The organism is Aeromonas sp. S41-2, from assembly GCF_027705845.1.
GTDB lineage: Bacteria > Pseudomonadota > Gammaproteobacteria > Enterobacterales > Aeromonadaceae > Aeromonas > Aeromonas hydrophila.
Map to the genome: position 1 here is coordinate 24,019 of NZ_JAPDCG010000010.1, position 22,546 is coordinate 46,564.

Annotated in this window: 21 protein-coding genes and 4 tRNA genes; 8 read left to right on the forward strand and 17 right to left on the reverse strand. The window is 63.8% G+C overall.

Annotated features, from left to right (window positions below; genetic code table 11):
• Window positions 1–29: 29 nt before the first annotated feature.
• Both bfr and OKC44_RS18615 read right to left on the reverse strand, forming a co-directional pair.
• On the reverse strand, window positions 30–509 hold the full coding sequence (bfr, locus tag OKC44_RS18610) for a bacterioferritin (RefSeq protein WP_011707537.1): 480 nt from the start codon (window positions 507–509) through the stop codon (window positions 30–32).
• Between the two features lie 142 nt (window positions 510–651).
• A complete protein-coding gene (locus tag OKC44_RS18615) occupies window positions 652–858 on the reverse strand; it encodes a bacterioferritin-associated ferredoxin (RefSeq protein ID WP_016352142.1) in 207 nt (68 codons plus the stop codon).
• Window positions 859–995: 137 nt separating this feature from the next.
• On the opposite strand from OKC44_RS18615, the gene OKC44_RS18620 reads away from it, so the two are divergent.
• On the forward strand, window positions 996–1,307 hold the full coding sequence (locus OKC44_RS18620; protein ID WP_270814518.1) for an HlyU family transcriptional regulator: 312 nt from the start codon (window positions 996–998) through the stop codon (window positions 1,305–1,307).
• Window positions 1,304–3,370 carry a tRNA(Met) cytidine acetyltransferase TmcA gene (locus OKC44_RS18625; protein ID WP_270814520.1) on the forward strand — a complete coding sequence of 689 codons (2,067 nt, stop codon included), beginning with the start codon at window positions 1,304–1,306 and terminating at the stop codon, window positions 3,368–3,370. Before OKC44_RS18620 ends, OKC44_RS18625 begins: the two co-directional genes overlap by 4 nt.
• Here OKC44_RS18625 and OKC44_RS18630 read toward each other — a convergent pair.
• Window positions 3,357–4,076, reverse strand: a complete 720-nt coding sequence (locus OKC44_RS18630; protein WP_270814522.1) for an SDR family NAD(P)-dependent oxidoreductase — start codon at window positions 4,074–4,076, stop codon at window positions 3,357–3,359. The two genes, OKC44_RS18625 and OKC44_RS18630, sit on opposite strands and share 14 nt — an antisense overlap.
• Window positions 4,077–4,282: 206 nt before the next feature.
• Between OKC44_RS18630 and OKC44_RS18635 the strand changes: the two genes are divergently transcribed.
• Window positions 4,283–5,296, forward strand: a complete 1,014-nt coding sequence (locus tag OKC44_RS18635; protein ID WP_011707542.1) for a chemotaxis protein — start codon at window positions 4,283–4,285, stop codon at window positions 5,294–5,296.
• 60 nt (window positions 5,297–5,356) lie between these two features.
• On the opposite strand, the gene OKC44_RS18640 is transcribed toward OKC44_RS18635, so the two are convergent.
• Complete coding sequence (locus OKC44_RS18640; protein ID WP_270814523.1) at window positions 5,357–6,529, reverse strand: CD0519/CD1768 family membrane protein; 1,173 nt, start codon at window positions 6,527–6,529, stop codon at window positions 5,357–5,359.
• Between the two features lie 344 nt (window positions 6,530–6,873).
• Window positions 6,874–7,389, reverse strand: coding sequence for a ClbS/DfsB family four-helix bundle protein (locus tag OKC44_RS18645; RefSeq protein WP_244089211.1), 516 nt, complete (start codon window positions 7,387–7,389; stop codon window positions 6,874–6,876).
• A gap of 119 nt (window positions 7,390–7,508) precedes the next feature.
• Between OKC44_RS18645 and OKC44_RS18650 the strand changes: the two genes are divergently transcribed.
• Window positions 7,509–7,841, forward strand: coding sequence for a hypothetical protein (locus OKC44_RS18650; RefSeq protein ID WP_270814527.1), 333 nt, complete (start codon window positions 7,509–7,511; stop codon window positions 7,839–7,841).
• Between the two features lie 27 nt (window positions 7,842–7,868).
• Here OKC44_RS18650 and OKC44_RS18655 read toward each other — a convergent pair whose 3' ends face one another.
• The 6 genes from OKC44_RS18655 to plsY form a co-directional block, all read right to left on the reverse strand.
• Window positions 7,869–9,212, reverse strand: coding sequence for a potassium channel family protein (locus tag OKC44_RS18655; RefSeq protein ID WP_024944784.1), 1,344 nt, complete (start codon window positions 9,210–9,212; stop codon window positions 7,869–7,871).
• Between the two features lie 259 nt (window positions 9,213–9,471).
• Window positions 9,472–9,547: transfer RNA gene (locus OKC44_RS18660), tRNA-Asn, on the reverse strand.
• Window positions 9,548–9,592: 45 nt separating this feature from the next.
• Window positions 9,593–9,668, reverse strand: a tRNA-Phe gene (locus OKC44_RS18665).
• 3 nt (window positions 9,669–9,671) lie between these two features.
• Window positions 9,672–9,747 (reverse strand) — tRNA-Thr (locus tag OKC44_RS18670).
• 52 nt (window positions 9,748–9,799) lie between these two features.
• Window positions 9,800–9,875 (reverse strand) — tRNA-Phe (locus OKC44_RS18675).
• Between the two features lie 47 nt (window positions 9,876–9,922).
• The gene (gene plsY / locus OKC44_RS18680) at window positions 9,923–10,585 is read right to left on the reverse strand and encodes a glycerol-3-phosphate 1-O-acyltransferase PlsY (RefSeq protein WP_270814530.1); all 663 of its coding nucleotides are present in this window, start codon (window positions 10,583–10,585) and stop codon (window positions 9,923–9,925) included.
• Window positions 10,586–10,761: 176 nt separating this feature from the next.
• Between plsY and folB the strand changes: the two genes are divergently transcribed.
• The 3 genes from folB (at window position 10,762) to OKC44_RS18695 (ending at window position 12,246) form a co-directional block, all read left to right on the forward strand.
• A complete protein-coding gene (gene folB, locus OKC44_RS18685) occupies window positions 10,762–11,133 on the forward strand; it encodes a dihydroneopterin aldolase (protein ID WP_011707547.1) in 372 nt (123 codons plus the stop codon).
• On the forward strand, window positions 11,133–11,642 hold the full coding sequence (gene folK / locus OKC44_RS18690) for a 2-amino-4-hydroxy-6-hydroxymethyldihydropteridine diphosphokinase (protein WP_106551660.1): 510 nt from the start codon (window positions 11,133–11,135) through the stop codon (window positions 11,640–11,642). Before folB ends, folK begins: the two co-directional genes overlap by 1 nt.
• A 121-nt stretch (window positions 11,643–11,763) precedes the next feature.
• Window positions 11,764–12,246, forward strand: a complete 483-nt coding sequence (locus OKC44_RS18695; RefSeq protein WP_139388313.1) for a YbaK/EbsC family protein — start codon at window positions 11,764–11,766, stop codon at window positions 12,244–12,246.
• A gap of 9 nt (window positions 12,247–12,255) precedes the next feature.
• On the opposite strand, the gene mdtD is transcribed toward OKC44_RS18695, so the two are convergent.
• The 4 genes from mdtD to OKC44_RS18715 form a co-directional block, all read right to left on the reverse strand.
• The gene (gene mdtD / locus OKC44_RS18700) at window positions 12,256–13,644 is read right to left on the reverse strand and encodes a multidrug transporter subunit MdtD (protein WP_101614284.1); all 1,389 of its coding nucleotides are present in this window, start codon (window positions 13,642–13,644) and stop codon (window positions 12,256–12,258) included.
• Window positions 13,645–13,705: 61 nt separating this feature from the next.
• A complete protein-coding gene (locus OKC44_RS18705) occupies window positions 13,706–14,833 on the reverse strand; it encodes a CobW family GTP-binding protein (RefSeq protein WP_270814534.1) in 1,128 nt (375 codons plus the stop codon).
• Window positions 14,834–14,904: 71 nt separating this feature from the next.
• Window positions 14,905–16,299, reverse strand: a complete 1,395-nt coding sequence (locus OKC44_RS18710) for a D-arabinono-1,4-lactone oxidase (protein ID WP_270814536.1) — start codon at window positions 16,297–16,299, stop codon at window positions 14,905–14,907.
• A 123-nt stretch (window positions 16,300–16,422) separates the two neighbouring features.
• Entirely contained in the window at window positions 16,423–17,040 is a 618-nt protein-coding gene (locus tag OKC44_RS18715) for a LysE family translocator (protein WP_257685719.1), read from the reverse strand.
• Window positions 17,041–17,116: 76 nt separating this feature from the next.
• Here OKC44_RS18715 and OKC44_RS18720 point away from each other — a divergent pair, with 76 nt between their 5' ends.
• Window positions 17,117–18,025 carry a LysR family transcriptional regulator gene (locus OKC44_RS18720; protein ID WP_049046609.1) on the forward strand — a complete coding sequence of 303 codons (909 nt, stop codon included), beginning with the start codon at window positions 17,117–17,119 and terminating at the stop codon, window positions 18,023–18,025.
• Window positions 18,026–18,029: 4 nt separating this feature from the next.
• Here the strand turns inward: OKC44_RS18720 and OKC44_RS18725 are convergent, their stop codons facing one another.
• Together OKC44_RS18725 and acnB are read right to left on the reverse strand one after the other, a co-directional pair.
• Complete coding sequence (locus OKC44_RS18725; protein ID WP_270814540.1) at window positions 18,030–19,604, reverse strand: cyclic diguanylate phosphodiesterase; 1,575 nt, start codon at window positions 19,602–19,604, stop codon at window positions 18,030–18,032.
• A gap of 164 nt (window positions 19,605–19,768) precedes the next feature.
• Window positions 19,769–22,366, reverse strand: coding sequence for a bifunctional aconitate hydratase 2/2-methylisocitrate dehydratase (gene acnB, locus OKC44_RS18730; RefSeq protein WP_045788912.1), 2,598 nt, complete (start codon window positions 22,364–22,366; stop codon window positions 19,769–19,771).
• Window positions 22,367–22,546: the final 180 nt, after the last annotated feature.

The following is a 22,546-nucleotide window of genomic DNA, read 5'->3' on the forward strand; positions in this document are numbered from 1 at the left end:
TTTTAATCGTTTTTTCATGCCATAACTATTCAGGAGCCGCCGTGATGCAACTGAGACTGCTGATAGTTCTCCAGCCCGATGCGATCGATGAGATCGAGCTGGGTCTCCAGCCAGTCCACGTGCTCCTCCTCGTCTTCCAGGATCTCCTGGAACAGGTCGCGGCTGATGTAATCCTGCACCGACTCGGCGTAGGCGATGGCGACCTTCAGGTCCGGGATGGCATCCATCTCCAGCGACAGGTCGCAGCGCAGCATCTCCTCCACCGTCTCGCCGATGCGCAGCTTGCCCAGATCCTGCAAGTTGGGCAGCCCTTCCAGAAACAGCACCCGCTTGACCAGCTCGTCGGCGTGCTTCATCTCATCGATAGACTCGTGATACTCCTTGTGACCGAGCGCCTTGAGGCCCCAGTCATCGTAGATGCGGGCATGCAGAAAATATTGGTTGATGGCTATCAGCTCATTGGCCAGCACCTTGTTGAGGTGGGCAATGATCTTGGGATCTCCTTTCATCGACAGTGCTCCTTGGTTCGTGCCTGAGGCTGAGATCCTTAGAGCTTAGTCCAGAAAAGTGACAACAAGAGGTCCGGCGAGCCAGCTCGCCTGCGGGAAGGAATTGAAAAGACGGGCCGGTTTTGCCGGCGACAGGCCCTGCTCAGGCCACCTCGTAGTAGAGCGGCGCCTGTTCCAGCTCGGCCTTGTCGAGTTCGGCGGCGATGATCTCCATGGTCATGCGCACGCATTTGCCACACTGGGCACCCACTTCGAGCGACTGCTTGAGCTGGCGAAACTCGGTCTTGCCTGCCTGTACCGCCTTGCGGATCTGGGAATCTGTGATGCCGCGGCACAAACAGACGTACATAGTGTTTACCTCATGCTGGATTGCCATGAAATCTAAATGAGAATGGTTCGTAGTGCAAATAACGATTGGTAATAAGATCCCCCGCTTGCCAGCCATCAACCCCTTGGTGACAATGCCCTGTCACTGAGGGAAACATCATGCTCAAGAAACTGTTCACTGCCCTGTTTGGCGGCCAGCCCGCTGTGGCCGCCGAAGTCACACCCACCGAATACGCCGGCTACCTGATCTATCCCGAGCCCATGGCCGAAGGGGGTCAGTATCGACTGGCTGGCCGCATCACCAAGGAGCTGGATGGCGTGCTGCAGACCCACCGCTTCATCCGCTCCGATCTGTTTGCCAACCCCGCCGACGCGGAGCGCTTCATGGTGCAGAAGGCACACACCTTCATCGACCAGATGGGGGATCGCATGTTCGAACCCCGCAAACCGGCCGACAGCACCGCCTCATGATGCCGGCTGCGCTCGACGAGTTGCGCCAGGCGCTGGCCCGTACCGGCGAACGGCGGCTGATCTGGCTGGAAGGTGACGAGGCCGATTGCATCGCCCGAGCCGAGGCGCTGCTAAGTGGCGCCAGCTACTGGCTGGGGGACGGCCCGAGCGAGCACCACCCGCAACCGGCGACCAAGGCGTTGCAACGGCTCGGTCAGGAGTACGACACCCTTGTCTTCAACGCTTTCAGCGGTTTTCACCCCGACGCATTCGGGGCGCTGGCAGGCACCTTGCGGGCAGGCGGTCTGCTGCTGTTGCTGACCCCGCCGCGGGCCCAATGGCCAGCCTGGCCGGATCCGGATCGGGTACGGCTGGTGGCACAACCGGAAGACATGGTGCTGGCGGGTCACGGCTTTCTCGCCCGGCTGGTGCGGCTGCTGGCGGGTGACCCCGCCCTCGAGCTGACGCCCCCTGCCACGCCTACCCCGTGGCAGCCGGTTGGGCCAGCGCGGCCATTGAGCTGTGATCAGGTGCGCGCCCTGCCCGCCATCCACAAGGTGTTGCACGGTCACCGCCGCCGCCCGCTGGTGTTGAGCGCGGATCGGGGCCGCGGCAAGAGCAGCCTGCTGGGGCTGGCCGCCGCCGAGCTGCTGCGCCAGCAACCCGATCTGCAGATCGTGGTGACGGCGCCCTCCCAGGCCACGGTCGCTACCCTGTTTGCCCACGCCACCCGTGCCCTTGAAGACGCGCCGCAACTGCTGGCAAGGCTCAGCTACTGCTCGCCGGATAGGCTGGTGCACGAACCGCTGCAACCCGACCTGCTGCTGGTGGACGAAGCGGCCGCCATTCCGACCCCGCTGCTGGAAGCCATGCTGGCCCGGCACGGCCGCATCGTCTTCGCCACCACAGAGCACGGCTACGAGGGCACGGGTCGCGGTTTTCACCTGCGCTTCAAGCGGGTGCTCGATCGCGAGACGCCCGGCTGGCAGGAGATCCACCTGGCCGAGCCGATCCGCTGGAGCAGCCGGGATCCGCTGGAGCCGCTGGTGTTCCGGCTGCTCGGTCTCAATGCCGAGGTCGAGACACCGCCAGCGCCCACCCAGCCTGGCTGGCGCCGGCTAGAACAGGATGCGCTGGCTGCCGACGAGGGGCTGCTGCATCGGGTGTTCGGCCTGCTGGTGCTGGCCCACTACCAGACCACGCCGAGCGATCTGCGCTACCTGCTGGAGTGCCCGGCCCTCGACATCCACCTGCTGGAGCAGGGCCCGCATCTGCTCGGGGTGGCGCTGGTGGCCCGGGAAGGAGAGATAGCAGACGAGCTGGCCGAGGCGATCTGGGCCGGCCGGCGGCGCCCGCGCGGCCATCTGCTGCCCCAGTCGCTGCTGGCGCACGCCGGCTTCAAAGCCGCAGGCGCACGCAGCTACGCCCGGGTGATGCGCATCGCCATTCATCCGACGCTCCATCGCCACGGGCTGGGGTCGCTCCTGCTGGCCCACCTCGAACAGCATTATCAGGCGGCAGGGCTCGACTATCTGGGCTCCGCCTTCTCGGCCAGCGCCGATCTGCTGCCCTTCTGGCACAAGGCCGGGCTCAGGGTGCTGCGCATCGGCCTGCAGCGGGATGCCGCCAGCGGCAGCCACGCCGCCTTGCTGCTCAAGGCGCTGCAACCGACCTGCGCCGCCGAGCTGGCCGACTGGCACCAACGCTTCGTGCGCCAGCTGCCCACCCTGCTGGCGGGCGAGCTGAAAAATCTTGAATCCGAGCTGGTGTGGCAATGCCTGCGGGATGGTGAGGCCAGCTCGAGCGGGCTCGATGAGTTTGATCAGGATGAGCTAGCCTGCTTTGCCCACCACCACAAGCCGTTCGAGCTGTGCCAACCCAGCCTGCAGCGCTGGCTGGCGGGCAACCTGACACAACTGGCAAAGCTTGACCCCGCCGAGCGGCAACTGCTGATCGCCGCCATCTGGCAATATGCCGACTGGGGAACGCTGGCGGCCAGGCTGCAACTGGCAGGCAAGCCGGCGGTCATCAAGGCGCTGCGCAGCCTGCTGGCCCGGCTGCTGCCGCCCGCTACCACTCGATAGGCTCGCCTCGCCAGTCGAGGTAGCTCAGCTCACCGTCCGGCGTCAACCGCGCCATCAGCGTCACCAGATGCGCGGCAGCCTGTTGCGGGCTGTGCAGGCTGCCAGCGGCCAGGTTGCCGTGAAATGGGCGCGAGAGCGCGGTATCCACTGTGCCCGGATGAAACGCCAGCAACTTGACGCCGGGCGCCCGTCTGGCGAGCTCGATGGCGGCACACTTGAGCAGCATGTTGAGGGCCGCCTTGGCAGCGCGATAGCCATACCAGCCCCCGGCACGGTTGTCGCCGATGCTGCCGACCCGGGCACTGAGCACCGCCAGGGTACAGGGGCTAGACCCCAGCAGAGGCAGCAGCTGGCTGATCCAGCGCAGCGGCAGCAGGGCGTTGGTCTGGTAGAGCTGGGTCATGGCCTCAAGGTTGAGCGCCTCGAGCCGCTTCTCCGGCCGGATGCTTCCCTGCTGCAGCAGGCCGTTGCAGATCACCAGCCAACGCGGCCTCGGTGCCAGCTCGCCGATGCGGGCCACCACCTGCGCCAGCTGTTCATCACTGTAATCGCAGCGCAGCCAGTGCAGCCTGCTGCAGTTGAGCCCCGCCGGTTGCGGCTGGCGACTGACGGCGATGACGGGCGCGGCGCCCGCCGCCAGCCAGTGCTCGACCAGGGCGCTTCCCAGCCCTCCGCCGGCGCCGATCACCACGACACTCTCTTCCATGACAAGCCCCCTTGTGGCGAGTGTGATGGCCTTCTCCATCGCCCCGCGCTTTTCCTGATAGGCTGATACGCGCCTTCCAGCCTGCGGGATCAAGCGGTTATGGAGGTGATCTTGTGTGGATCCCGCCGTCAGCGGCGGATCCATTCCTATACTGAGGGAAAACCGCAGCGGGTGCTGCCAGCGCAACCAGAAGTACGAGAGTGACCATGATGTCCAAAGACGGGGAAGAGCGTAAATCCATCCTGACCGAGAGCGGCACCAACGAGCTCGAGATCATCGAATTCCACCTCAAGAAGCAGCTGCCCGATGGCCGCGAAAAAATAGCCTATTACGGCATCAACGTCGCCAAGGTGCGCGAGGTGATCCGGGTGCCGGAGACCACCGACTACCCCAATGCCCAGCGCCACATGGTGGGGGTATTCTCCCTGCGCGAGCGGCTGATCCCGCTGGTGGATCTGGCCGGCTGGCTCGGCATCCGCACCAACCCGGACAACAGCAACAAGGTGGTCATCGTCACCGACTTCAACAAGATGGCAAACGGCTTCCTCATCGACAGCGTCAGCAGGATCCACCGGGTCTCCTGGGAGGATGTGGAGTCCCCCAGCCAGTTCCTGGAGGCGGGCGAGAATGACTGCGTGGTGGCGGTGGTCAGGCGCGACGGCAACCTCATCATGATCCTCGACTTCGAGAAGATCATCGCCGACATCAACCCTGAGCTCAGCATGGAGAAGTACGATGTGACCCAGGATCGCAAGGTCATCATCGACGATCGCATGATGGCCATGCGCCAGGCCAAAACCATTTTGGTGGTGGACGACTCCGCCTTCATCCGCAAGATGATCGAGACCACCCTGCGCACCGCGGGCTACAACGTGGTGACCGCCAAGGACGGGGGCGACGGGCTGGAGATGCTGATGGAGTTCGATCGCCTGTCACAAGAGGAAAAGATCCCGGTGGCCGAGTTTGTCAGCGGCATCATCACCGACGTGGAGATGCCCCGCATGGACGGCATGCACCTGCTCAAGCGGCTGCGCGATACCCCCGCCTTCAAGACTACCCCCATCGTCATGTTCTCGTCGCTGATGAGCGATGACAACCGCCACAAGGCGCTGCAGCTGGGCGCCAACGACACCATCACCAAACCGGAACTGGGCCGCATGGTCGGCATGATGGACAACTTCCTGCTTGGCATCCCCATCCCCAGACCCGGCAACCTGTGAGGCCGCCGGACGGCCACGCAAGCAAAAGGGCGCCGAGGCGCCCTTTTGCTGCTTGATGACTCAGCCCAGCCAGAGATAGAGCTGGTGAGCCGCCACCCCGGCGCACAAGCCGCCGATGGTGTGGGCCACGATGGCGCGAGAGGTGAGATGACGATAGCCGAGCGCATCCAGCATGGCGGTGTGGGTGCTCAAGAAGCCGCTCCAGCACATGCCCATGGCGGTGAACACCGCCACCTCGTTGCCGGTGATCCAGCCCTTGCCGATGAAGGGGGGCACCAGCGACATGGCGGCCCCGACCGCCCCCAGCGAGGTGACCGGGAAGGCCACCAGCTCGGCGTGGGTGAAGCCGAACAGCAGCTCGAACAGCCAGCCCACCTTGGCCGCCAGCACCGGCAGCAGCGCCACCCCCTGGAAAGCCTCACCGCTGTAGCCCTGCTCGCCCGGGCCGAAGGTCAGCAGCATCACGAAGGTGCTGATGATGAGCACCCCCGGGATCACCGCCATCCCCAGCTCCACCCCGGACTTGCCACCGTCCAGCAGGGCGTTGAGCACCCGCAGCCAGGTAGGGGCGGCTTCCTGGCTAAGACCCGGTTTGGCCCCCACGCTCGCCACCTCGTCAGAGATCGGAGTCTCCCCCACCAGCGGGCGGATCATCCGCTGCATCAGCCGGGTCGACACCACGGAGCCGATGAGGGCGCCGAGCAGGCCGATCAGCGCCGCGCTGGCGGTGGACTCGCCGCCCGGCAGTTGCAGGGTGGCCATGAAGGTCACCACGATCAGCCCCATGCCGAAGGCGGTGCCGAAGTTGGTGAGCGACACCAGCTGCCAGGGGGTGAAGCCCTTGCGAAAGCGGCTGTCCTTGGCGAGGCTGATCACCGCCGGGTTGTCGGAGAAGAAGGTCATCAGGGCCGCCAATGCGGTGCGCCCCGGCAGCCGGAACACCGGCTTCATCAGCGGTGCCAGCAGCACCTCCAGCAGGCGGATCACCCCGAACTCGCTGAGCAGCTGGCTGAGCGCGCCAGACAGCACGGTAATGCCCATGATGAAGAGCACGGTGTTGAGCAACAGCTGGTGGGCGGTGTTGAACAGGGTGTTGACCAGGGCGGAGAGGCCCATCTGGCTGCCGAGGTAGCCAAACAGGCTGCCGAGGATAACCAGCACCAATACCGGCTCCAGCCAGCGGCGAAGGGAGGCCGCCCCCTGGTGATAATCTTTAACTGCTTGATTTTCCATACCAATCCTGAAATCTGTCGCTGTGTGGTGAGTATTGTTGTTATGGCACCCATAAAGCAGGAGCCCTTGTCTTGCGACAAGGGCTCCTTGAATGACTCTTCCTGCTGGCCGCAAACCCGTGCCATACGGATTGACGGGTCGCCGCGCTCGCGGCTGAACCAGAGAGGAAAAAACGGGTGGCCGGACGATCCTGTCCAGTCTGCCCGTCTCGCGTCAGCGCGCCGGCCCACGGCCAGCCCGGCGACGAAACGGGGCGGCAGTATAACAACTGGGGCCTGCCAGCGAAACAAGGGGGGAGACCTGCACCTTGCCACCCCCTTGCCTGTGCTGGCCGCCAACGAGCCCTACCGCGTCACCCCTTCGCTCTTCAACCACTTGCGCAGCCGGCCGTTGGCATTGTGATAGGGCGAGGCGGTATTGAACTGGATCATCCGTCCCAGCGGCCAGCGTTCATACCAGGGATGACCGTACAGCTCATCGTCGCTGCGCTGCCCGATCAGCTCGACGATGCGGGCCCTGGCCGCCACCAGCCGGGTCAGCAGCTGCGAGTAAGTCAGCCCCTCATAGTCCCGATAGAATTTGTGCGCCAGCCCGCCCAGCTCGTTCCATTTAAAACCGGTCTCGGGAAAATCCACCGGCAGACCCGCCGCATCCCGCTCGATCCACTTGATCACCAGCTCATTCCAGCCGATGAGGTAGGCCACCAGATTGGCCACGCTCATGCGGGTGCCCTTGCTGTGCCCCTCCATCACCGGCTCTTGTGTCAGGCCCTCGGGGACGGCCTGCAAGGCCTTGAACAGCTTGCCAAAGTTCGTCTCGATGGCGAGCAGCAGCTCGGCCTTGTCAGCAGGGATCCCCATCACTTTTCTCCTGAATGCCCGCCACCCGACAAGCGGCGGGCGAGATTGCCGTCCACGGCCGGCGCGGGTAAGCTCGCCCCATCGGCCATCCATCTACTCACCCAGCATCCAGCAGCACCATGAACGACCTCGTGACCTACATCAGAGCCATCCATCGCCAGGCCGGGCCGGCGATCATCGTCCGCCAGCAGAGTGAACAACACAGCGAGCAGGACGAGAGCGGCACCCTGACTCATCACCGGCAGACCCATTACTGGTTTGCCAACGGCGTGGTCATCTGCCACCAGCTGGAGCTGGACGAAGAGCCCTCCCCGCAGCTCTGCCCGGAGTGCTGGATCAGCTACCGGGTGGTCGCCAGCCCCATTCCCATCACACCTGCGCGCAAGCTGTTCCACAACCCCTGTCAGGAGGCCTTCTGGCTCAAGATGCAGCAGATCACGCCAGCCGGCTGACCCGCTCGACCGGCCACCGACGCCCCATCAATACTGCTTGGTCTTGGAGGCAAACCCCGCCAGGAACAGCCCGGTCAGAAACATGCCACAGAAGGCTTCGATGGCTGACAGCAGCTGGAGCGGGGAGGAGGTCTGGGAGATGTCGCCATAGCCCAGGGTCACAAAGGTGACGATGCTGAAGTAGAGCGAGCGGCCCAGGTGGTGGTAGGTGACCGAGGCCGGCGCCAGAAAATAGGTCAGGGTCGCCAGCAGGATCACCCCCATCGACAGCAGCAGGCTGCGGATCGGCCGCTCGCCAAAGCCCCAGGTGATGAAGCTGATGAACTTGGCGGCGCACTTCAGGTAGCACAACAGGGTGAGCCAGCCTTTCTTTAGCAAACCGCTGCGTAGCCAGCACTCCTTGAACAGCTCCCTGGGGCTCGCCAGCGACTTCATCTCGTGCAGCTTCTCCTTGTAGTAGCACTCGCCGGCATCGACGGTATCCCCCACGCTGGAGAAGAGCCGCTTGGCATTGCGGTAGAGCTTGCTGGCTTCGCTGTGATCGACCCGGCCATTCTCGTTGTAGGCCACCTGCACCTTGTCAAGGTTGGTGTGCTCCATGGTGGCGTCGAAGTTCTTGGCCCGCACGTTGAAGTTTTTCAGCACCGCCCGGGAGGAGTGAAAGCGGATCTCCTCGCACTCGATGGTGAAGTCCTGAAACACCCCGTCCTCCAGCGCCAGCTCCCGCTTCTTGGCCCAGGCCCTGTGGTCCCACAGCAGAGAATCGAACAGATCGAGTCCGATCACCCCGCCGTTGACCCTCACCCCCTTGGCCGAGCAGTGCCACAGATAGACCTTGGAGTTGTTGACGGCGCCATCCAGCGAGAGCTCGTCCAGGCAGGTGAAGTCGAGCAACCGGCCGGAGATGATGGGGCTTTTGAGCTCGACGCCGCCGATGTTGAGCAGGCGGTGCTTGCCCAGTACCTGGGCCTCCCCCTTGTTGTTCTCGGAGACCGAGAGCAGGCTCTGCACCCGCTTCACCTCGTCCTTGCCGTGCTTGCCGGCCAGCCACATGCAGTAGGGTTCAAAGCGCGTCTCGGCGCGGATTAGCCCGCTCTTGCGCAGGGACTCCAGCGCACTCGAGGCAGTCTCATAGAGCCTGATCTTGTCGTCGCTCATGTAGAGGCACAGGCTCAGCACGCAGCGGGAGCTGATGAAGCGGGCGATGCCGATCTGGAAGATCACCTGCTTGTCGATCTTCTGCTCCGTCATCCAGTCGTCGAAATGGGGCAGCGACGCCACCAGCAGATCCCAGATCAGGGGATAGTCGTTGGCCCGGCGCCACTCGTTGAACTGTTCGGGGGAAAGCTGCCAAAGCTCTGTTGCATTCATGGATGACCTCGCTCAAGAAACGGTTCCGTTTACCTGCACCGGGCCTGGTACCCGATAAGCCTGAATGACCCGAACCGGGCAGGAGACGGACTCAGCAAGCCATCATACTAGCCGAGCCGACGAAGTCACTGATGGGGAGGGAACAGGGTGAGCAATGCGACAACTTGGCGCCGGTTGGCCCATTTATTGTCCGCAGCGAGTGCCGGATAGCGGCAAACGGGCAAAGAAAAAGCCCAGCATTGCTGCTGGGCTTTTGAATTGGCTCCTCCTACTGGACTTGAACCAGTGACATACGGATTAACAGTCCGCCGTTCTACCGACTGAACTAAGGAGGAATTGTACTTTGGAGACCAGATATCGCTATCTCATCGCCTTTATTGTGGTGCCCAGAGACGGAATCGAACCGCCGACACGGGGATTTTCAATCCCCTGCTCTACCGACTGAGCTATCTGGGCAAATGGTGCCGGCTACCGGAATCGAACTGGTGACCTACTGATTACAAGTCAGTTGCTCTACCTACTGAGCTAAGCCGGCACACTTTAAACCGTTGTGCATGAACAAGTTTTTATTTCATGGCACCAAAATTTGGTGCCCAGAGACGGAATCGAACCGCCGACACGGGGATTTTCAATCCCCTGCTCTACCGACTGAGCTATCTGGGCGTGGGCGCTATTAAACGGATTTTAAGGCAGGTGGTCAACGGGAAATTTCACTTTTTGTCTCGTTCGTCTCTTTTTTGCTCAGGATCATCCATTTCCAGCACTTCTTCATGCTCGGCGCGGTTCTGGCGGCCCCAGACTCTGGGTTCCTCCCCCTTCAGCAGGCGGGCAATGTTCTCGTGATGGCGGATCAGAATGAGGCAGGAGAGCAGCGACACCGGCAACGTGTATTCCGGTTTGAGCAGGTAGGTAAAGAGCGGGGTCAACAACACGGTAATGATGGAGGCTAGCGACGAATAGCCGCTCACCAGCAGCACCAGCAGCCAGGTGCCGATCACCGCGCCCCCCATGGTGAAGCCGATGGGCATCATGGTGCCGAGCGCCGTGGCTACTCCCTTGCCGCCACGAAAGTGGAAGAAGATGGGGTACATGTGGCCGAGACAGGCAGCCACCCCGATAAAGCCGAGGTAGACGGGTTTGATCTGCAGATACCAGGCGAGATAGACGGGAGCCGTGCCCTTGAGCACATCGAGCAGCAACACCACCACGGCCGCCAGCCGACCACCGAGGCGCAGCACATTGGTGGCCCCCGGGTTGTGGGAGCCGTGATCACGGGGATCCGGCAGACCCGTGATGCGGGAAACCAGCACCGCACTGGACAGCGAGCCGCCCAGGTAGGCCAGAATAATCATCAAAATCGTCAGGGCCGTCATCTTGGTCGTTTTTACCACGATATGAATGGGGTATGATGCGGGCCACATTCTCTGGCGCCGACGTGGGGTTGCCCAACGCGTGTCGCCCAAACCGGCCGCCGGCACTCATCCGCTGGCCAGGCCTGCATCCCTGCGCTGTCATCACAGCCCATCAAGAGTAAAGAAGAAGTACTGTCATGGACAAGGTGTTTATTCGCGGACTCGAGGTTTTGACCACTATCGGTGTATACGAGTGGGAGAAAGGCATTCGCCAGAAGCTCTGTTTCGACCTCGAGATGGGGTTCGACAACCGCCCCGCCGCCGCAACCGACGATATCAAGCTGGCACTGGATTACGCCACCCTCTCTCGCAAGATCTGTGATCACGCCTCCAGCAAGGTGGTGGAGCTGGTCGAAACCATGGCCGAACAGGTCGCCATGCTGGTGCTGGCCGACGAACGGGTACAGTGGGTCAAGGTCACCCTGACCAAACCGGGCGCCGTCCCCAATGCCGCCGGCGTCGGCGTCGAGATCCTGCGTCACCGCACCCCGGCCGCGAGCGCCAACTGATGACCCGCATCTATATCAGCCTGGGATCCAACATCGAGCGGGAACGCCATATCCGCGCCGGCCTCGATGCACTGCAGGCCGAGTTTGGCGAGCTGCAGGTCTCCCGGGTGTTCGAGAGCGAGGCGGTGGGCTTCAACGGCCGCCCCTTCTACAACCTGGTGGTGGGCGCCGATACCGAGCTGCCGCTGGCGACCCTGTGCCAGCGACTGCGCGCCATGGAGTTTGCCCACGGCCGCGAGCCGGACGCCAAGAAGTTCGCCCCGCGCACCCTGGATCTCGATCTGCTGCTCTACGGCGATCTGGTCTGCGAGACGCCGCTGGTACTGCCGCGCGGCGAGATCCTCAGCAACGCCTTCGTGCTCTGGCCGCTGGCCGAACTGGCCCCCACCCTGCGCCATCCGCTGGATGGCCGTACTCTCGGTGAGCTGTGGGAGCGTTACGACAAGGCCTCCCAACGGCTCTGCCCCATCCCCTTTCACTGGGCAGCGGGCGAATTGCAGCACCACTGAACAACAAGGGCACCTCGCGGTGCCCTTGTTGTTGATGGACGGAGCTGATAAAGGATAAGAAACCGTGATTGGGCCTGCGCCGATGCAAGTGGCAGGATGGCCGCCATCACAGGAGAACTCCATGCCACTCGATACCATTCACGACTTCAACTGCCGGCTGCTGGCCGGGCTGCCCCACCAGCGCTTCGAGCACGAACCCATTCTCGATTACGCCACCGATGAAAAGGTGAGAGCCCGCCTCGGCTGGCAGGCCGAATTCAGCAAGACCCTGTTTCTCAAGTTCAAGGATGGCCGCTTCGCCCTGCTGCTGACCCACAGGGACGGCCGGCTCGACAACAAGGCGGTCAAGGCGGCGCTCGGCGCCAAGCCCTCCATCTGCACCGCCGACGAGATGCAGGCCCAGATCGGTTGCCTGCCGGGCGCGGTCTGCCCCTTCCTGCCCCGCGCCGACATCCCGCTGCTGGTGGATCCCGCTCTCATGACCCACCACGCCTTTACCTGGACGCCGGGCCACCCCGAGCAGACCTTCCTGCTGGAAACCGCCCACCTGGCCGGGCTGCTGACCCAGCTGCCCTGCCAGGTGAGCTACCTGCCGGCCCCCTGAGCCAGCGGCTCAGCGCTTGTCCCGCGCCAGCTGGGCGAAGATCAGCGCCGCCAGCATCGACATCAGGCCGATGCAGAGATAGGTGAGGTGAAAGCCTCCCAGCCACTGGCCATCCGCCGCCGACGAGCCGGCAGAGAAGAGCCCCAGCAGGCTGGCGGCGATGGCCACCCCCAGGCTCATGGAGAGCTGCATCACCACCGACAGCAGGCCGTTGCCGCTGCTGGCAAACTCGGGGCTGAGATCCTGCAGGGTCAGGGTGTTCATGGCGGAGAACTGCAGCGAGTTGATGGCGCCGAACACCATCAGCCAGCCCAGCAACACCCCGTAGGGGAGCTGCTTGTCGATGAGGGAGAAGCTGGCGATCATCACCCCGAGCGCCAGGGTGTTGCCGATCAGGATGCGGCGATAGCCGATGCGCGGAATGAGCTTGTTCACCAGCGTCTTGGTCAGCATGGCTCCCAGCACGGTGGGGATCATGGTCATCCCCGCCTTGCTCGGCGAGAAGCCGAGCCCCAGTTGCAGAAACAGCGGGGTGAGAAACGGCATGGCGCCGCTGCCGAGGCGGGCAAACAGGTTGCCCCAGATGCCGATGGCGAAGGTGCTGGTCTTGAACAGTCCCAACCCGAACAGCGGCTCCTCGGCATTGGCGGCGTAGAGCCAGTAGCTCGCCATGGCGGCCAGCCCGAACAGCAGGGCAAACAGCGCCCAGCCGGTGGAGATGCTGTGCTCCCCCAGCCCCTGCAGGCCCACCGACACCAGCACCATGCCGGCGCTGAACATCACGAACCCCTGCCAGTCGAACTTGGCCGTGCTCTGGCGCAGATCCGGCATGAAGTACCAGCTGGCGATAAAGCCGAGCAACCCCACCGGCAGGTTGATGAGAAACACCCAGTGCCAGCTCGCCACTTCCACCAGCCAGCCCCCCAGTGCCGGGCCGATCAGCGGCCCCACCAGGCCGGGAATGGTGACGAACGACATCACCCGCAGCAGCTCGTGCTTGCTGTAGACCCGCAGTACCGCCAGCCTGCCGACCGGCATCAGCAGGGCGCCACCGATCCCCTGCAGTACCCGCGCCGCCACCAGCAGCGGCAGGGAGTTGGCGGCCGCGCAGGCCAGGGAGCCCAGAGTAAACAGCAGGATGGCGGCCAGATAGATGCGGCGGGTGCCGAATCTGTCCGCCAGCCAACCGGAGGCGGGAATGAGCAGCGCCACCGTCAGCATGTAGGCGATGATCACCGACTGCATCTGCAGCGGGCTCTCGCCCAGGGTCTCGGCCATGCTGGGCAGGGCAGTGTTGAGGATGGTGCCATCCAGCGTCTGCATGAAGAAACCGACCGCCGTGAGCGGCGGCAGCCATTTGCGCTGGGCAGGGGTCACCATGTGTGTGCTATCGGGCATCTGCAGCCACCTCCTCTTCAGACAAAAAAAGACCCGCACAAGCGCGGGTCATCTCATTACATCAGGCATCAGGCTGGCCGAACATGGCTCTGAGCTGCTCTTCCAGGCTGGGCTCGGGCGCCTTGAGCGTATCCAGGAACAACCCCTCTATGCCCGCCTTGTCCTGACTCTTCACGATGAACACCAGCCGGGACTGGGCCTTGCCTTCCGGCCACTCTCCCAGCGCCTGCAGCGGATAGAGCTGGCCATGGACGCCGTGGATTACCACCGGCTGGCTCTCCCCCTCCAGCTGCAATATGCCCTTGAGCCGCAGCAGCGCATCGCCGTATTGCGCCTGCACCGCATCGATGGCGGCCAGCAGGCGGGACGGCTTGAGCGGCTCGCCGATGCGCAGGGCGAAACTCTCGATATTGCCGTGCTCGAAGTGGGTCGGCGCGGCCGTGCCCACCTTGGCGGCGAACGGCTTCATCTTCGGCTGCATCGGTGAGGCCAGCCCCTGTTTCGGGGCTTCGGTGCGCAGCCAGGCCAGCAGCTGGCGCACGTCGCGCCCGGCCGCCTCGTTGTAGGCACCCAGCTTCTCCAGCACGGCGGGCGAGAGCACCCCGTTGCTGACCCGCTCGATGGGGGCCGCCGGATTGAGGGCCGCCAGCTGGGCTTCGACCCGCGCCAGCTGCTCACCATCCACCAGATCCCCCTTGCTCACTACCAGCAGATCCGCCAGCGCCACCTGTTTCACCGCTTCATACTGAGCCGCCAACTGTTGCTCGATATGACCGGCATCCACCACGGTGACGGTGCCGTCGAAGCGGTAACGCTGGGCGATAAAGCCCTCCTCCCTCAACGTGAACAGCACGGGGGCCGGATCGGCGAGGCCTGTGGTCTCGATGATGAGTCGCTTGAACGGTTTGATCTTGCGCTGAATGGCCTTCATAAACAGCCCCTGCAGCGCCTCCACCAGTGAGCCCTGCACCGAGCAGCAGATGCAGCCGGAATCGAGCAGCACCACCTGCTCGTCCACCTGCTGTACCAAATGGTGATCCAGCCCCACCGAGCCGAACTCGTTGATCAGCACCGCGCACTCGCCAAGCTCGGGCTGCTTGACCCAGTGGTTGAGCAAGGTGGTCTTGCCGCTGCCGAGAAAACCGGTCAGCAGGGTCACAGGGATACGCGTATCTTGCATGTCCGTCATAGGGATGACTCCCCTCTGGTCGGCAGGGTGATGAGTAAGCGAGTGTCTTGCATATCGGTCATGTCAGATCCTTACCGGTTGGCAAACAGGTCGGCGAGCCAGCGGTTTTCAAAGCGGCCGTGGGGGTCGAGCTCGCCCTTGAGGGCCAGGAAGTCGTGCCAGCGCGGCAGCAGGGCCGGGAAGTCATAGAGATCCATCGCCAGGTGCTTGCCGAAGTGCGGGATGCCGCCGAGCGGCACCAGCAGTTGCTGCAGCTCGCGCATCTGCTCCATGGAGCCGTTGACGAAGGTGCCGTCCGCCGCCAGATAGACCAGGAACCCGATCCAGCACACCGACTGATCATGGGCGGCGCTGAGCCAGGCCTTGGAGGGGCCGGTGCAGCGCAGGATAAAGGGATAGTGCAGCACACCGGGGTTGTCCTGCTGCCACGCCTGCAGGGTCTCCAGCGCCTCGTTCATGCGATTAAGCGGCACCGCCACTTCGCAATTGATCTGGGGCGCCGGGATCCCCTTGCAGAGGATCTGGTAGACGTTGCCCACCAGATCGGAGGCATCCTTGAAGCGGCGCACCGTCTCGAAGTGCTCGCCGGCCAGCGCCTCATCCTTAGTGTCCTTGGCCATCTTCTGCAGAGTCGCATCTATGGTGGCATTCATGCGGGCGTCGATGTCGCCCTCCAGCAACAGCGGCTCGCTGCCACCGGCGCGGTAGCGGGCCACCTCCTCTTCGGAGGCGGGATCCACCAGCCAGATGTGGCTCTCGCCGGTCCAGGCGAACCACCAGCTCTTCACGAAGGCGTGCTCGCGGTTGAGCCGCTCGTTGTGCGCCAGCAGGAAGGGATAGTCGGTGGTGAACTTGGTGCAGCGCATGATGCGGTTGGGCACGGTCTGCAGGGTGACGTCGAGCAGAATGCCGAGCATGCCCATGCCCATCACGAAGGCGCCGAAGCGCGAGTCGCTGCGATCCACCCGGATGATGTCGCCGCTGGCCAGCATCACCGTCATGGCCGCCACCGCATCGCACAGGGCGGACTGGTGCAGCCCCTGGCCGTGGGTGCCGGTGCTGAGTGCACCGCCCAGAGTCTGGATGCCGATGACGCCGGGAGAAGCCGGCAACATCCGCTCCATGGCAATGAGATCGGCGTAGACAATGTCGAGCGGAGTGCCCGCCTGGTAGGTGACGGTGTCGGCGGTCTGCCCTAGCTGGCCACGCAGGTGGTGCAAGTCCACCAGCAGCGCCTGGCTGCCCTCGGCATAGACGCTGTGGATGGGTTCGAAGGAGAGGCCGGAGCCGATGAGGCGCAGCTTGCGCTCGGGGTTTTCCCGCAGCAGTTGCTGCAGTTCGTCGCGATTCTTCGGACGCCACACCTGCTCCAGTGCGCCGAGCGGATTGGTCCTGGACCAGTTGAACAGCACCTCCCGCTGACCTATCGCCTTGATGCTGTGAAATGCCTGGAACCTGACCGTCATACCGCCCCTCATCTTTATTGACGTCAAAATGAGCGCCAATTCTACCGAAAAGCGGACCACAAGGCATGAAAAACAAGCCCCTACAGTCGGGGGTGGATAGGGAAGAGCGCCTCTCCCCTCGCCTCAGCGCGTCTGCTGGGTCAAAGCCAGCAGCATGCCAAATCCCACCAGCAGCCCACCGAACACCCGATCGATCCAGTGGCGCACCGCCAGCAGCCGACCCCGTACCGAGTCGGTGGAGAAGAAGATCGCCACCGCGCTGAACCAGACGGCGTGGGCCAGCACGATAAAGGCGCCGTAACCGAGCTGGACCGCCAGCGGCGTCTGCGGCTGCACCACCTGCATGAACAGGCTGACGATGAAGATGGTGGTCTTGGGGTTGAGCACATTGGTCAGAAAACCGGTGCGCAGCGCCCCCAGGCTGGAGAGGGCGGGCTGCTCGGCCAGCACCTCGGCGGTCACCGGTTTGGCCCGCAGCATCTTGATGCCGAGGAAGATGAGGTAGGCAGCCCCCGCCAGCTTGATGAGATTGAACAGCCAGAGCGACTGCTGGATCAGCAATCCCACCCCGAGCAGGGTGTAGGTGACGTGCACGCAGACCCCGGCGCCGATGCCAACCGCCGTCAGCACCCCGCTGCGGCGAGAGAGCAGCAGGCTGTTGCGCGACACCATGGCGAAGTCGGGTCCCGGGCTGATGACGGCAAAGAAGGTAATGGCTACTACGGCTAACAGTTCGGTCATGAAAATAGTCCTGATCACATGGAATATCGGCTATTTTATTTGGCCATAGCACCAATAACGAACGATAACTTCTGACATGAACGGTGAGAATGATTCACAGAAAAGTCTGTCGCTGCCGGCCCTGACCGCGCTGCGCTGTTTCGAGGTAGCGGCCCGCACCGAGCACTTCAGTCGCGCCGCCGACGAGCTGCACCTCACCCACGGCGCGGTCAGCCGGGCGGTACGGCTGCTGGAAGAGGATCTCGGGGTCATGCTGTTCGAGCGGCGCCAGCGCCGGGTCTTTCTGACCGAGGCGGGGGAGCGGCTCTATCAGGCGGTCAGGGAGGGGCTGGGCGGCATCCGCCAGACGGCGCAGGCGCTGCGCCGGCAGGGGCGGCCGTCATCGCTGGTCATCTCCTGCGAGCCAACCCTGCTGATGCGCTGGTTGATCCCGCGCTGGCCCGCCTTCCAGGCCCTGCATCCCGAGCTGGACGTGCACCTGATGGCCGGTGGCGGCGCCCTCAGCTTCGGCAGCGGCATCGATCTCGCCATCCGGCGCAACGACTTCCAGTGGCCCGCCGAGCTCTACAGCCAGCCGCTGTTCGAGGAGCTGACCGGGCCGGTCTGCCAGCCGGGCAAGGTGACACAGTTCTTCGAAGCGGGGGCCAACGGCCTGGCCCTGCGCCCTGCTGCACCCCGCCTGCACACCAAGACCCGGCCGGGAGCCTGGCAGGAGTGGTTGCAGCACGCCGGCCAGTCCGCCGGCGAGGAGGCGCCGGGGCAGACCTTCGAGCACTTCTATTTCAGCCTGCAGGCGGCCGTCGCCGGGTTGGGGGTCGCCATCGGTCCCTACCGGCAGGTGTGCGACGACATCGAGGCCGGCCTGCTGGTGGCACCGCTCGGCTTTTGCCCCGACGGCACCGGCTACCACCTGCTCGCCCCCGCCCCGCCCGCTCCCGGCAGTGCCCACGCCAGACTGGCAGAGTGGCTGCAGTCCCTCACCTGATGGCTCAGGCCGAGACCGCCGGCGTCGCGGGCTCGGCCTGCGGCCGGCCCAACGCAGCCTGAAAGTCGCGCAGCGGCAGCGGGCGGCCAAACAGATAGCCCTGCAGGTAGTCGACGCCCTTGCTTCTCAGGTAGTCGGCCTGCTGGCGCGTCTCCACCCCCTCGGCAACCAGCGCAAGGCCGAGCCGGGTCCCCAGATCGATCACGTTGTCGACTATGTGCTCGGACAGGGACTCGGTGCCGATCCTGCCGATAAACGACTGATCTATCTTGAGATAGTCCACATGGAACTGCTGCAGGTAGTGCAGGCTGGAGTGGCCGGTGCCAAAATCGTCCATGGCCAGCCTGACCCCCATCTCGTCGAGCTGGCGAAACAGCGCCAGGGTCTGGGGATCCGCCACCAGCAGCTCCCGCTCGGTCAGCTCCAGCACCAGTACCACCTGGCCCGGCGCGAAGTGATCGAGGAAGCGCCGGCACTCGGCAAGCAGTGCCATGTCGCGACAGTGGGCGGCACTGATGTTGAAGCTGATGTGAAACCCGTCGGGCACCAGGTCGCGCTCCATGCTCAGCTCGCGGGCCACCTCCTCCATCAGCAGGCTGGTCATCGGCACGATCAGACCGCTCGCCTCCGCCTGGGGAATGAAGAGATCGGGGCGGATCAGCCCGGCCGTCGGGTGCTGCCAACGCATCAACACCTCGGCCCCCATCACCCGCTCGCTCCCCGCCGCCACCAGCGGTTGCAAGTAGGGCACAAACTCCCGATTGCGTAGGGCGCGAGCCAGTTCCACCACGGGAGAGCGGGGCCGTCCCAGCAACCACCAGATGAGCAGGGCAAAGCCGAAGCAGAGTCCAAACAGCACCATAATGGCCCACTGCCGGGCCTGCCACAGGGAGGACCAGAGCGAGGGGATCTCGTGTCCGGCATAGATCGAGAGCGGATAGTGCTCGGAACGGACTTCATGACTGGCCAGGGTCGGCAACGGCTGACCCCCTTCGCTCAGCACGCCCCGCTCATCCAGCCACTGCTTGCCCACGTGCAGCAGCAGGGTGCAGGGCCGCCCGCTCAGCACCAGCATGAAGCGCAGGTAATCGCCGTCTATGGTGCTGAAGGCGGCCCCCCTGCCCTCGCTGTCACGCAGCGCCAGCAGGGGGTGATCGGCCCGCACCTGATTGCCCGCCAGCAGCCGCAGCCGCCCGTCACTGTAACTCTCGGCCCGATCCGGCCACTGGATGGCACCGAACAGCGAGTTGCAGTAGATCCCCTGCTCCCCCACCAGGTTGACGGTACGCACGAAGGGCACCAGCGCCACCTGCTGACGCAGGGTGAACAGGGCCTGTTCGCACGGCTGTTCGACGAAGGGCAGCAAGGTACGGTTGGCGCTCTCGGCGTGGGCCAGCATGGTCTCCATCAGGGTGACCGCCTGCCGGGCCGAGCGCTCTGACTGACGATCCAGCATCTGCAGGTGACCGTTGTAGAGCATCCACAACCCGAGTGCGAGGGGCAGCGTGAACAGCAGCAGGGTACACCCCAGACGCAGCCAGGGACGGGAGAAATCCAGGTTGGACAGTGATATCGACATAGCGGGACCAGACAGCAAACATGGCCGCCCACCTTAACAGCCGATGCTGAATCGGGCCCTAATGAGAGCAAAAAACGAGCAGCGGCTGATGAGAATGCAAACAAAAGCCCCGGCACGGGCCGGGGCTTTGCATCAGCACGGGAGCGCCATGGCGGCGCCGACCCTTATACCGCTTGCTGCAGGATCACCGCATCGGCCTTCTTGGTATAGGAGGCGATCTCGTTGAAGTTGAGGTAGCGATAGGTGTCGGCCGCAGTGGCGTCCAGAGTCTTGGCGTACTGCAGGTACTCGGCCACGGTCGGGATCTTGCCGATGATGGCGGCAACCGCAGCCAGCTCGGCAGAGGCCAGATAGACGTTGGCACCCTTGCCCAGACGGTTCGGGAAGTTACGGGTGGAGGTGGAGACCACGGAGGCCCCTTCCGCTACCCGCGCCTGGTTGCCCATGCACAGGGAGCAGCCCGGGATCTCGATGCGGGCACCGACCCGGCCGAAGATGCCGTAGTAGCCCTCTTCGGTCAGCTGATCCTTGTCCATCTTGGTGGGCGGCGCGATCCACATGCGGGTCGGCAGCTCGCCCTGATACTTCTCGAGCAGTTTGCCGGCGGCGCGGAAGTGGCCGATGTTGGTCATGCAGGAACCGATGAACACCTCGTCGATCTTGTCACCAGCCACGTCGCTCAGCAGACGGGCATCGTCCGGATCGTTCGGCGCGCACAGGATCGGCTCCTTGATGGTGGCCAGATCGATCTCGATGATTTCGGCGTACTCGGCATCCTTGTCCGCTTCCATCAGCACCGGGTTGGCCAGCCACTCTTCCATCCCCTTGATGCGGCGGGTGATGGTGCGTACGTCGCCATAGCCTTCGGACAGCATCCATTTCAGCATCACGATATTGGACTTCAGATACTCGATAATCGGCTCTTTATCCAGCTTGATGGTGCAACCGGCGGCGGAACGCTCGGCGCTGGCGTCCGCCAGCTCAAACGCCTGCTCTACCTTCAGGGTCGGCAGACCTTCGATCTCGAGGATGCGGCCGGAGAAGATGTTCTTCTTGCCCGCTTTCTCGACGGTCAGCAGCCCTTTCTGGATGGCGGCGTAGGGGATGGCATGGACCAGGTCACGCAGGGTGATGCCCGGCTGCAACTCGCCCTTGAAGCGCACCAGCACGGATTCCGGCATGTCCAGCGGCATCACGCCGGTGGCGGCGGCGAAGGCCACGAGGCCAGAGCCTGCCGGGAAGGAGATACCGATGGGGAAACGGGTGTGGGAGTCACCGCCGGTACCCACGGTATCCGGCAGCAGCATGCGGTTCAGCCAGGAGTGAATGACGCCGTCGCCCGGACGCAGGGAGACACCGCCGCGGTTCATGATGAAGTCCGGCAGGGTGTGGTGGGTCTGCACGTCGATGGGCTTGGGATAGGCCGCGGTGTGGCAGAAGGACTGCATGGTCAGATCGGCGGAGAAGCCGAGGCAGGCCAGATCTTTGAGCTCGTCGCGGGTCATCGGGCCCGTGGTGTCCTGGGAGCCGACCGTGGTCATCTTGGGTTCGCAGTAAGTGCCGGGGCGAATGCCCTTCACGCCGCACGCCTTGCCCACCATCTTCTGGGCCAGGGTGAAGCCCTTGCCGGTATCGGCCACCGGCTGCGGACGGCGGAACACGGTGGAGAACGGCAGACCCAGCGCTTCGCGGGCCTTGTCGGTCAGGCCGCGGCCGATGATCAGCGGAATACGGCCACCGGCGCGCACTTCGTCGATCAGCACGTCGGTTTTCAGTTCAAACTGCGCCAGCACCTGGTCGGTGCCGTGCTTGCAGATCTTGCCGGCAAACGGGTAGATGTCGATCACATCGCCCATCTCCAGCTTGGAGACGTCCACTTCGATGGGCAGGGCGCCGGCATCTTCCATGGTGTTGAAGAAGATCGGGGCAATCTTGCCGCCGAGGCAGACACCGCCGGCGCGCTTGTTTGGCACGTGCGGAATGTCGTCGCCCATGAACCAGAGCACCGAGTTGGTGGCGGATTTACGGGAAGAGCCGGTACCGACCACGTCACCCACGTAAGCCAGCGGGAAACCTTTCTCTTTCAGCGCATCGATGGTCTTGATGGGGCCGATGACGCCATCCTTGTCCGGGGTGATGCCGGGACGGGCGTTCTTCAGCATGGCCAGCGCGTGCAGCGGAATGTCCGGGCGGGACCAGGCGTCCGGCGCCGGCGACAGATCGTCGGTGTTGGTTTCGCCGGTCACCTTGAACACGGTAACGGTGATCTTCTCGGCCAGCTCGGGGCGGGAGAGGAACCACTCGGCGTCGGCCCAGGATTGCATCACCTGCTTGGCGTGGGCATTGCCCGCCTTGGCCTTCTCTTCCACGTCGTGGAAGGAGTCGAACATCAGCAGGGTGTGGGAGAGGCCCTTGGCGGCAAGAGGAGCCAGGGTCGCGTGGTCCAGCAGGTCGATCAGCGGCTGAATGTTGTAACCACCCTGCATGGTGCCCAGCAGCTCGACGGCTTCGGCAGCGCTCAGGATGGGAGAGTGGGCTTCGCCCTTGGCGACGGCGGTGAGGAAGCCGGCTTTGACATAGGCCGCTTCATCAACACCAGGGGGAATACGGGAGGACAACAGCTCTTTCAGAAAGTCTTGTTCGCCGGCGGGCGGGTTCTTGAGCAGCTCAACCAGGGCGGCGACCTGCTCTGCGTCCAGAGGTTTGGCAACCACGCCTTCGGCGGCACGTTCTGCGACGTGTTTACGGTATGTTTCAAGCACGACTAATTCCTCTTTGGTCTTTTTTTGGGGTTCGCCCACGCTCGCGGCGATCGTCCTTGCGGGACACCCGTAGGGTGCCCCCCACTATATAAGTTTTAACGACTAATTAAAATCCAAAGCCTGTACAGATATTCATCAAAACAACATAACCATCTAAAGTTGCTGGTGTTTTACAAACAG

What these genes read in the sequence shown, in the direction of transcription:
- OKC44_RS18710 (WP_270814536.1), bottom strand. Translation starts at nt 16,299, where the DNA reads ATGACGGTCAGGTTCCAGGCATTTCACAGCATCAAGGCGATAGGTCAG.
- OKC44_RS18645 (WP_244089211.1), bottom strand. Translation starts at nt 7,389, where the DNA reads ATGGGGATCCCTGCTGACAAGGCCGAGCTGCTGCTCGCCATCGAGACG.
- OKC44_RS18695 (WP_139388313.1), top strand. Translation starts at nt 11,764, where the DNA reads ATGCCACTCGATACCATTCACGACTTCAACTGCCGGCTGCTGGCCGGG.
- OKC44_RS18725 (WP_270814540.1), bottom strand. Translation starts at nt 19,604, where the DNA reads ATGTCGATATCACTGTCCAACCTGGATTTCTCCCGTCCCTGGCTGCGT.
- OKC44_RS18705 (WP_270814534.1), bottom strand. Translation starts at nt 14,833, where the DNA reads ATGACGGACATGCAAGATACGCGTATCCCTGTGACCCTGCTGACCGGT.
- mdtD (WP_101614284.1), bottom strand. Translation starts at nt 13,644, where the DNA reads ATGCCCGATAGCACACACATGGTGACCCCTGCCCAGCGCAAATGGCTG.
- OKC44_RS18625 (WP_270814520.1), top strand. Translation starts at nt 1,304, where the DNA reads ATGATGCCGGCTGCGCTCGACGAGTTGCGCCAGGCGCTGGCCCGTACC.
- OKC44_RS18655 (WP_024944784.1), bottom strand. Translation starts at nt 9,212, where the DNA reads ATGAATGCAACAGAGCTTTGGCAGCTTTCCCCCGAACAGTTCAACGAG.
- OKC44_RS18640 (WP_270814523.1), bottom strand. Translation starts at nt 6,529, where the DNA reads ATGGAAAATCAAGCAGTTAAAGATTATCACCAGGGGGCGGCCTCCCTT.
- OKC44_RS18715 (WP_257685719.1), bottom strand. Translation starts at nt 17,040, where the DNA reads ATGACCGAACTGTTAGCCGTAGTAGCCATTACCTTCTTTGCCGTCATC.
- bfr (WP_011707537.1), bottom strand. Translation starts at nt 509, where the DNA reads ATGAAAGGAGATCCCAAGATCATTGCCCACCTCAACAAGGTGCTGGCC.
- OKC44_RS18630 (WP_270814522.1), bottom strand. Translation starts at nt 4,076, where the DNA reads ATGGAAGAGAGTGTCGTGGTGATCGGCGCCGGCGGAGGGCTGGGAAGC.
- plsY (WP_270814530.1), bottom strand. Translation starts at nt 10,585, where the DNA reads ATGACGGCCCTGACGATTTTGATGATTATTCTGGCCTACCTGGGCGGC.
- OKC44_RS18650 (WP_270814527.1), top strand. Translation starts at nt 7,509, where the DNA reads ATGAACGACCTCGTGACCTACATCAGAGCCATCCATCGCCAGGCCGGG.
- folK (WP_106551660.1), top strand. Translation starts at nt 11,133, where the DNA reads ATGACCCGCATCTATATCAGCCTGGGATCCAACATCGAGCGGGAACGC.
- OKC44_RS18620 (WP_270814518.1), top strand. Translation starts at nt 996, where the DNA reads ATGCTCAAGAAACTGTTCACTGCCCTGTTTGGCGGCCAGCCCGCTGTG.
- folB (WP_011707547.1), top strand. Translation starts at nt 10,762, where the DNA reads ATGGACAAGGTGTTTATTCGCGGACTCGAGGTTTTGACCACTATCGGT.
- OKC44_RS18635 (WP_011707542.1), top strand. Translation starts at nt 4,283, where the DNA reads ATGATGTCCAAAGACGGGGAAGAGCGTAAATCCATCCTGACCGAGAGC.
- OKC44_RS18615 (WP_016352142.1), bottom strand. Translation starts at nt 858, where the DNA reads ATGTACGTCTGTTTGTGCCGCGGCATCACAGATTCCCAGATCCGCAAG.
- OKC44_RS18720 (WP_049046609.1), top strand. Translation starts at nt 17,117, where the DNA reads ATGAACGGTGAGAATGATTCACAGAAAAGTCTGTCGCTGCCGGCCCTG.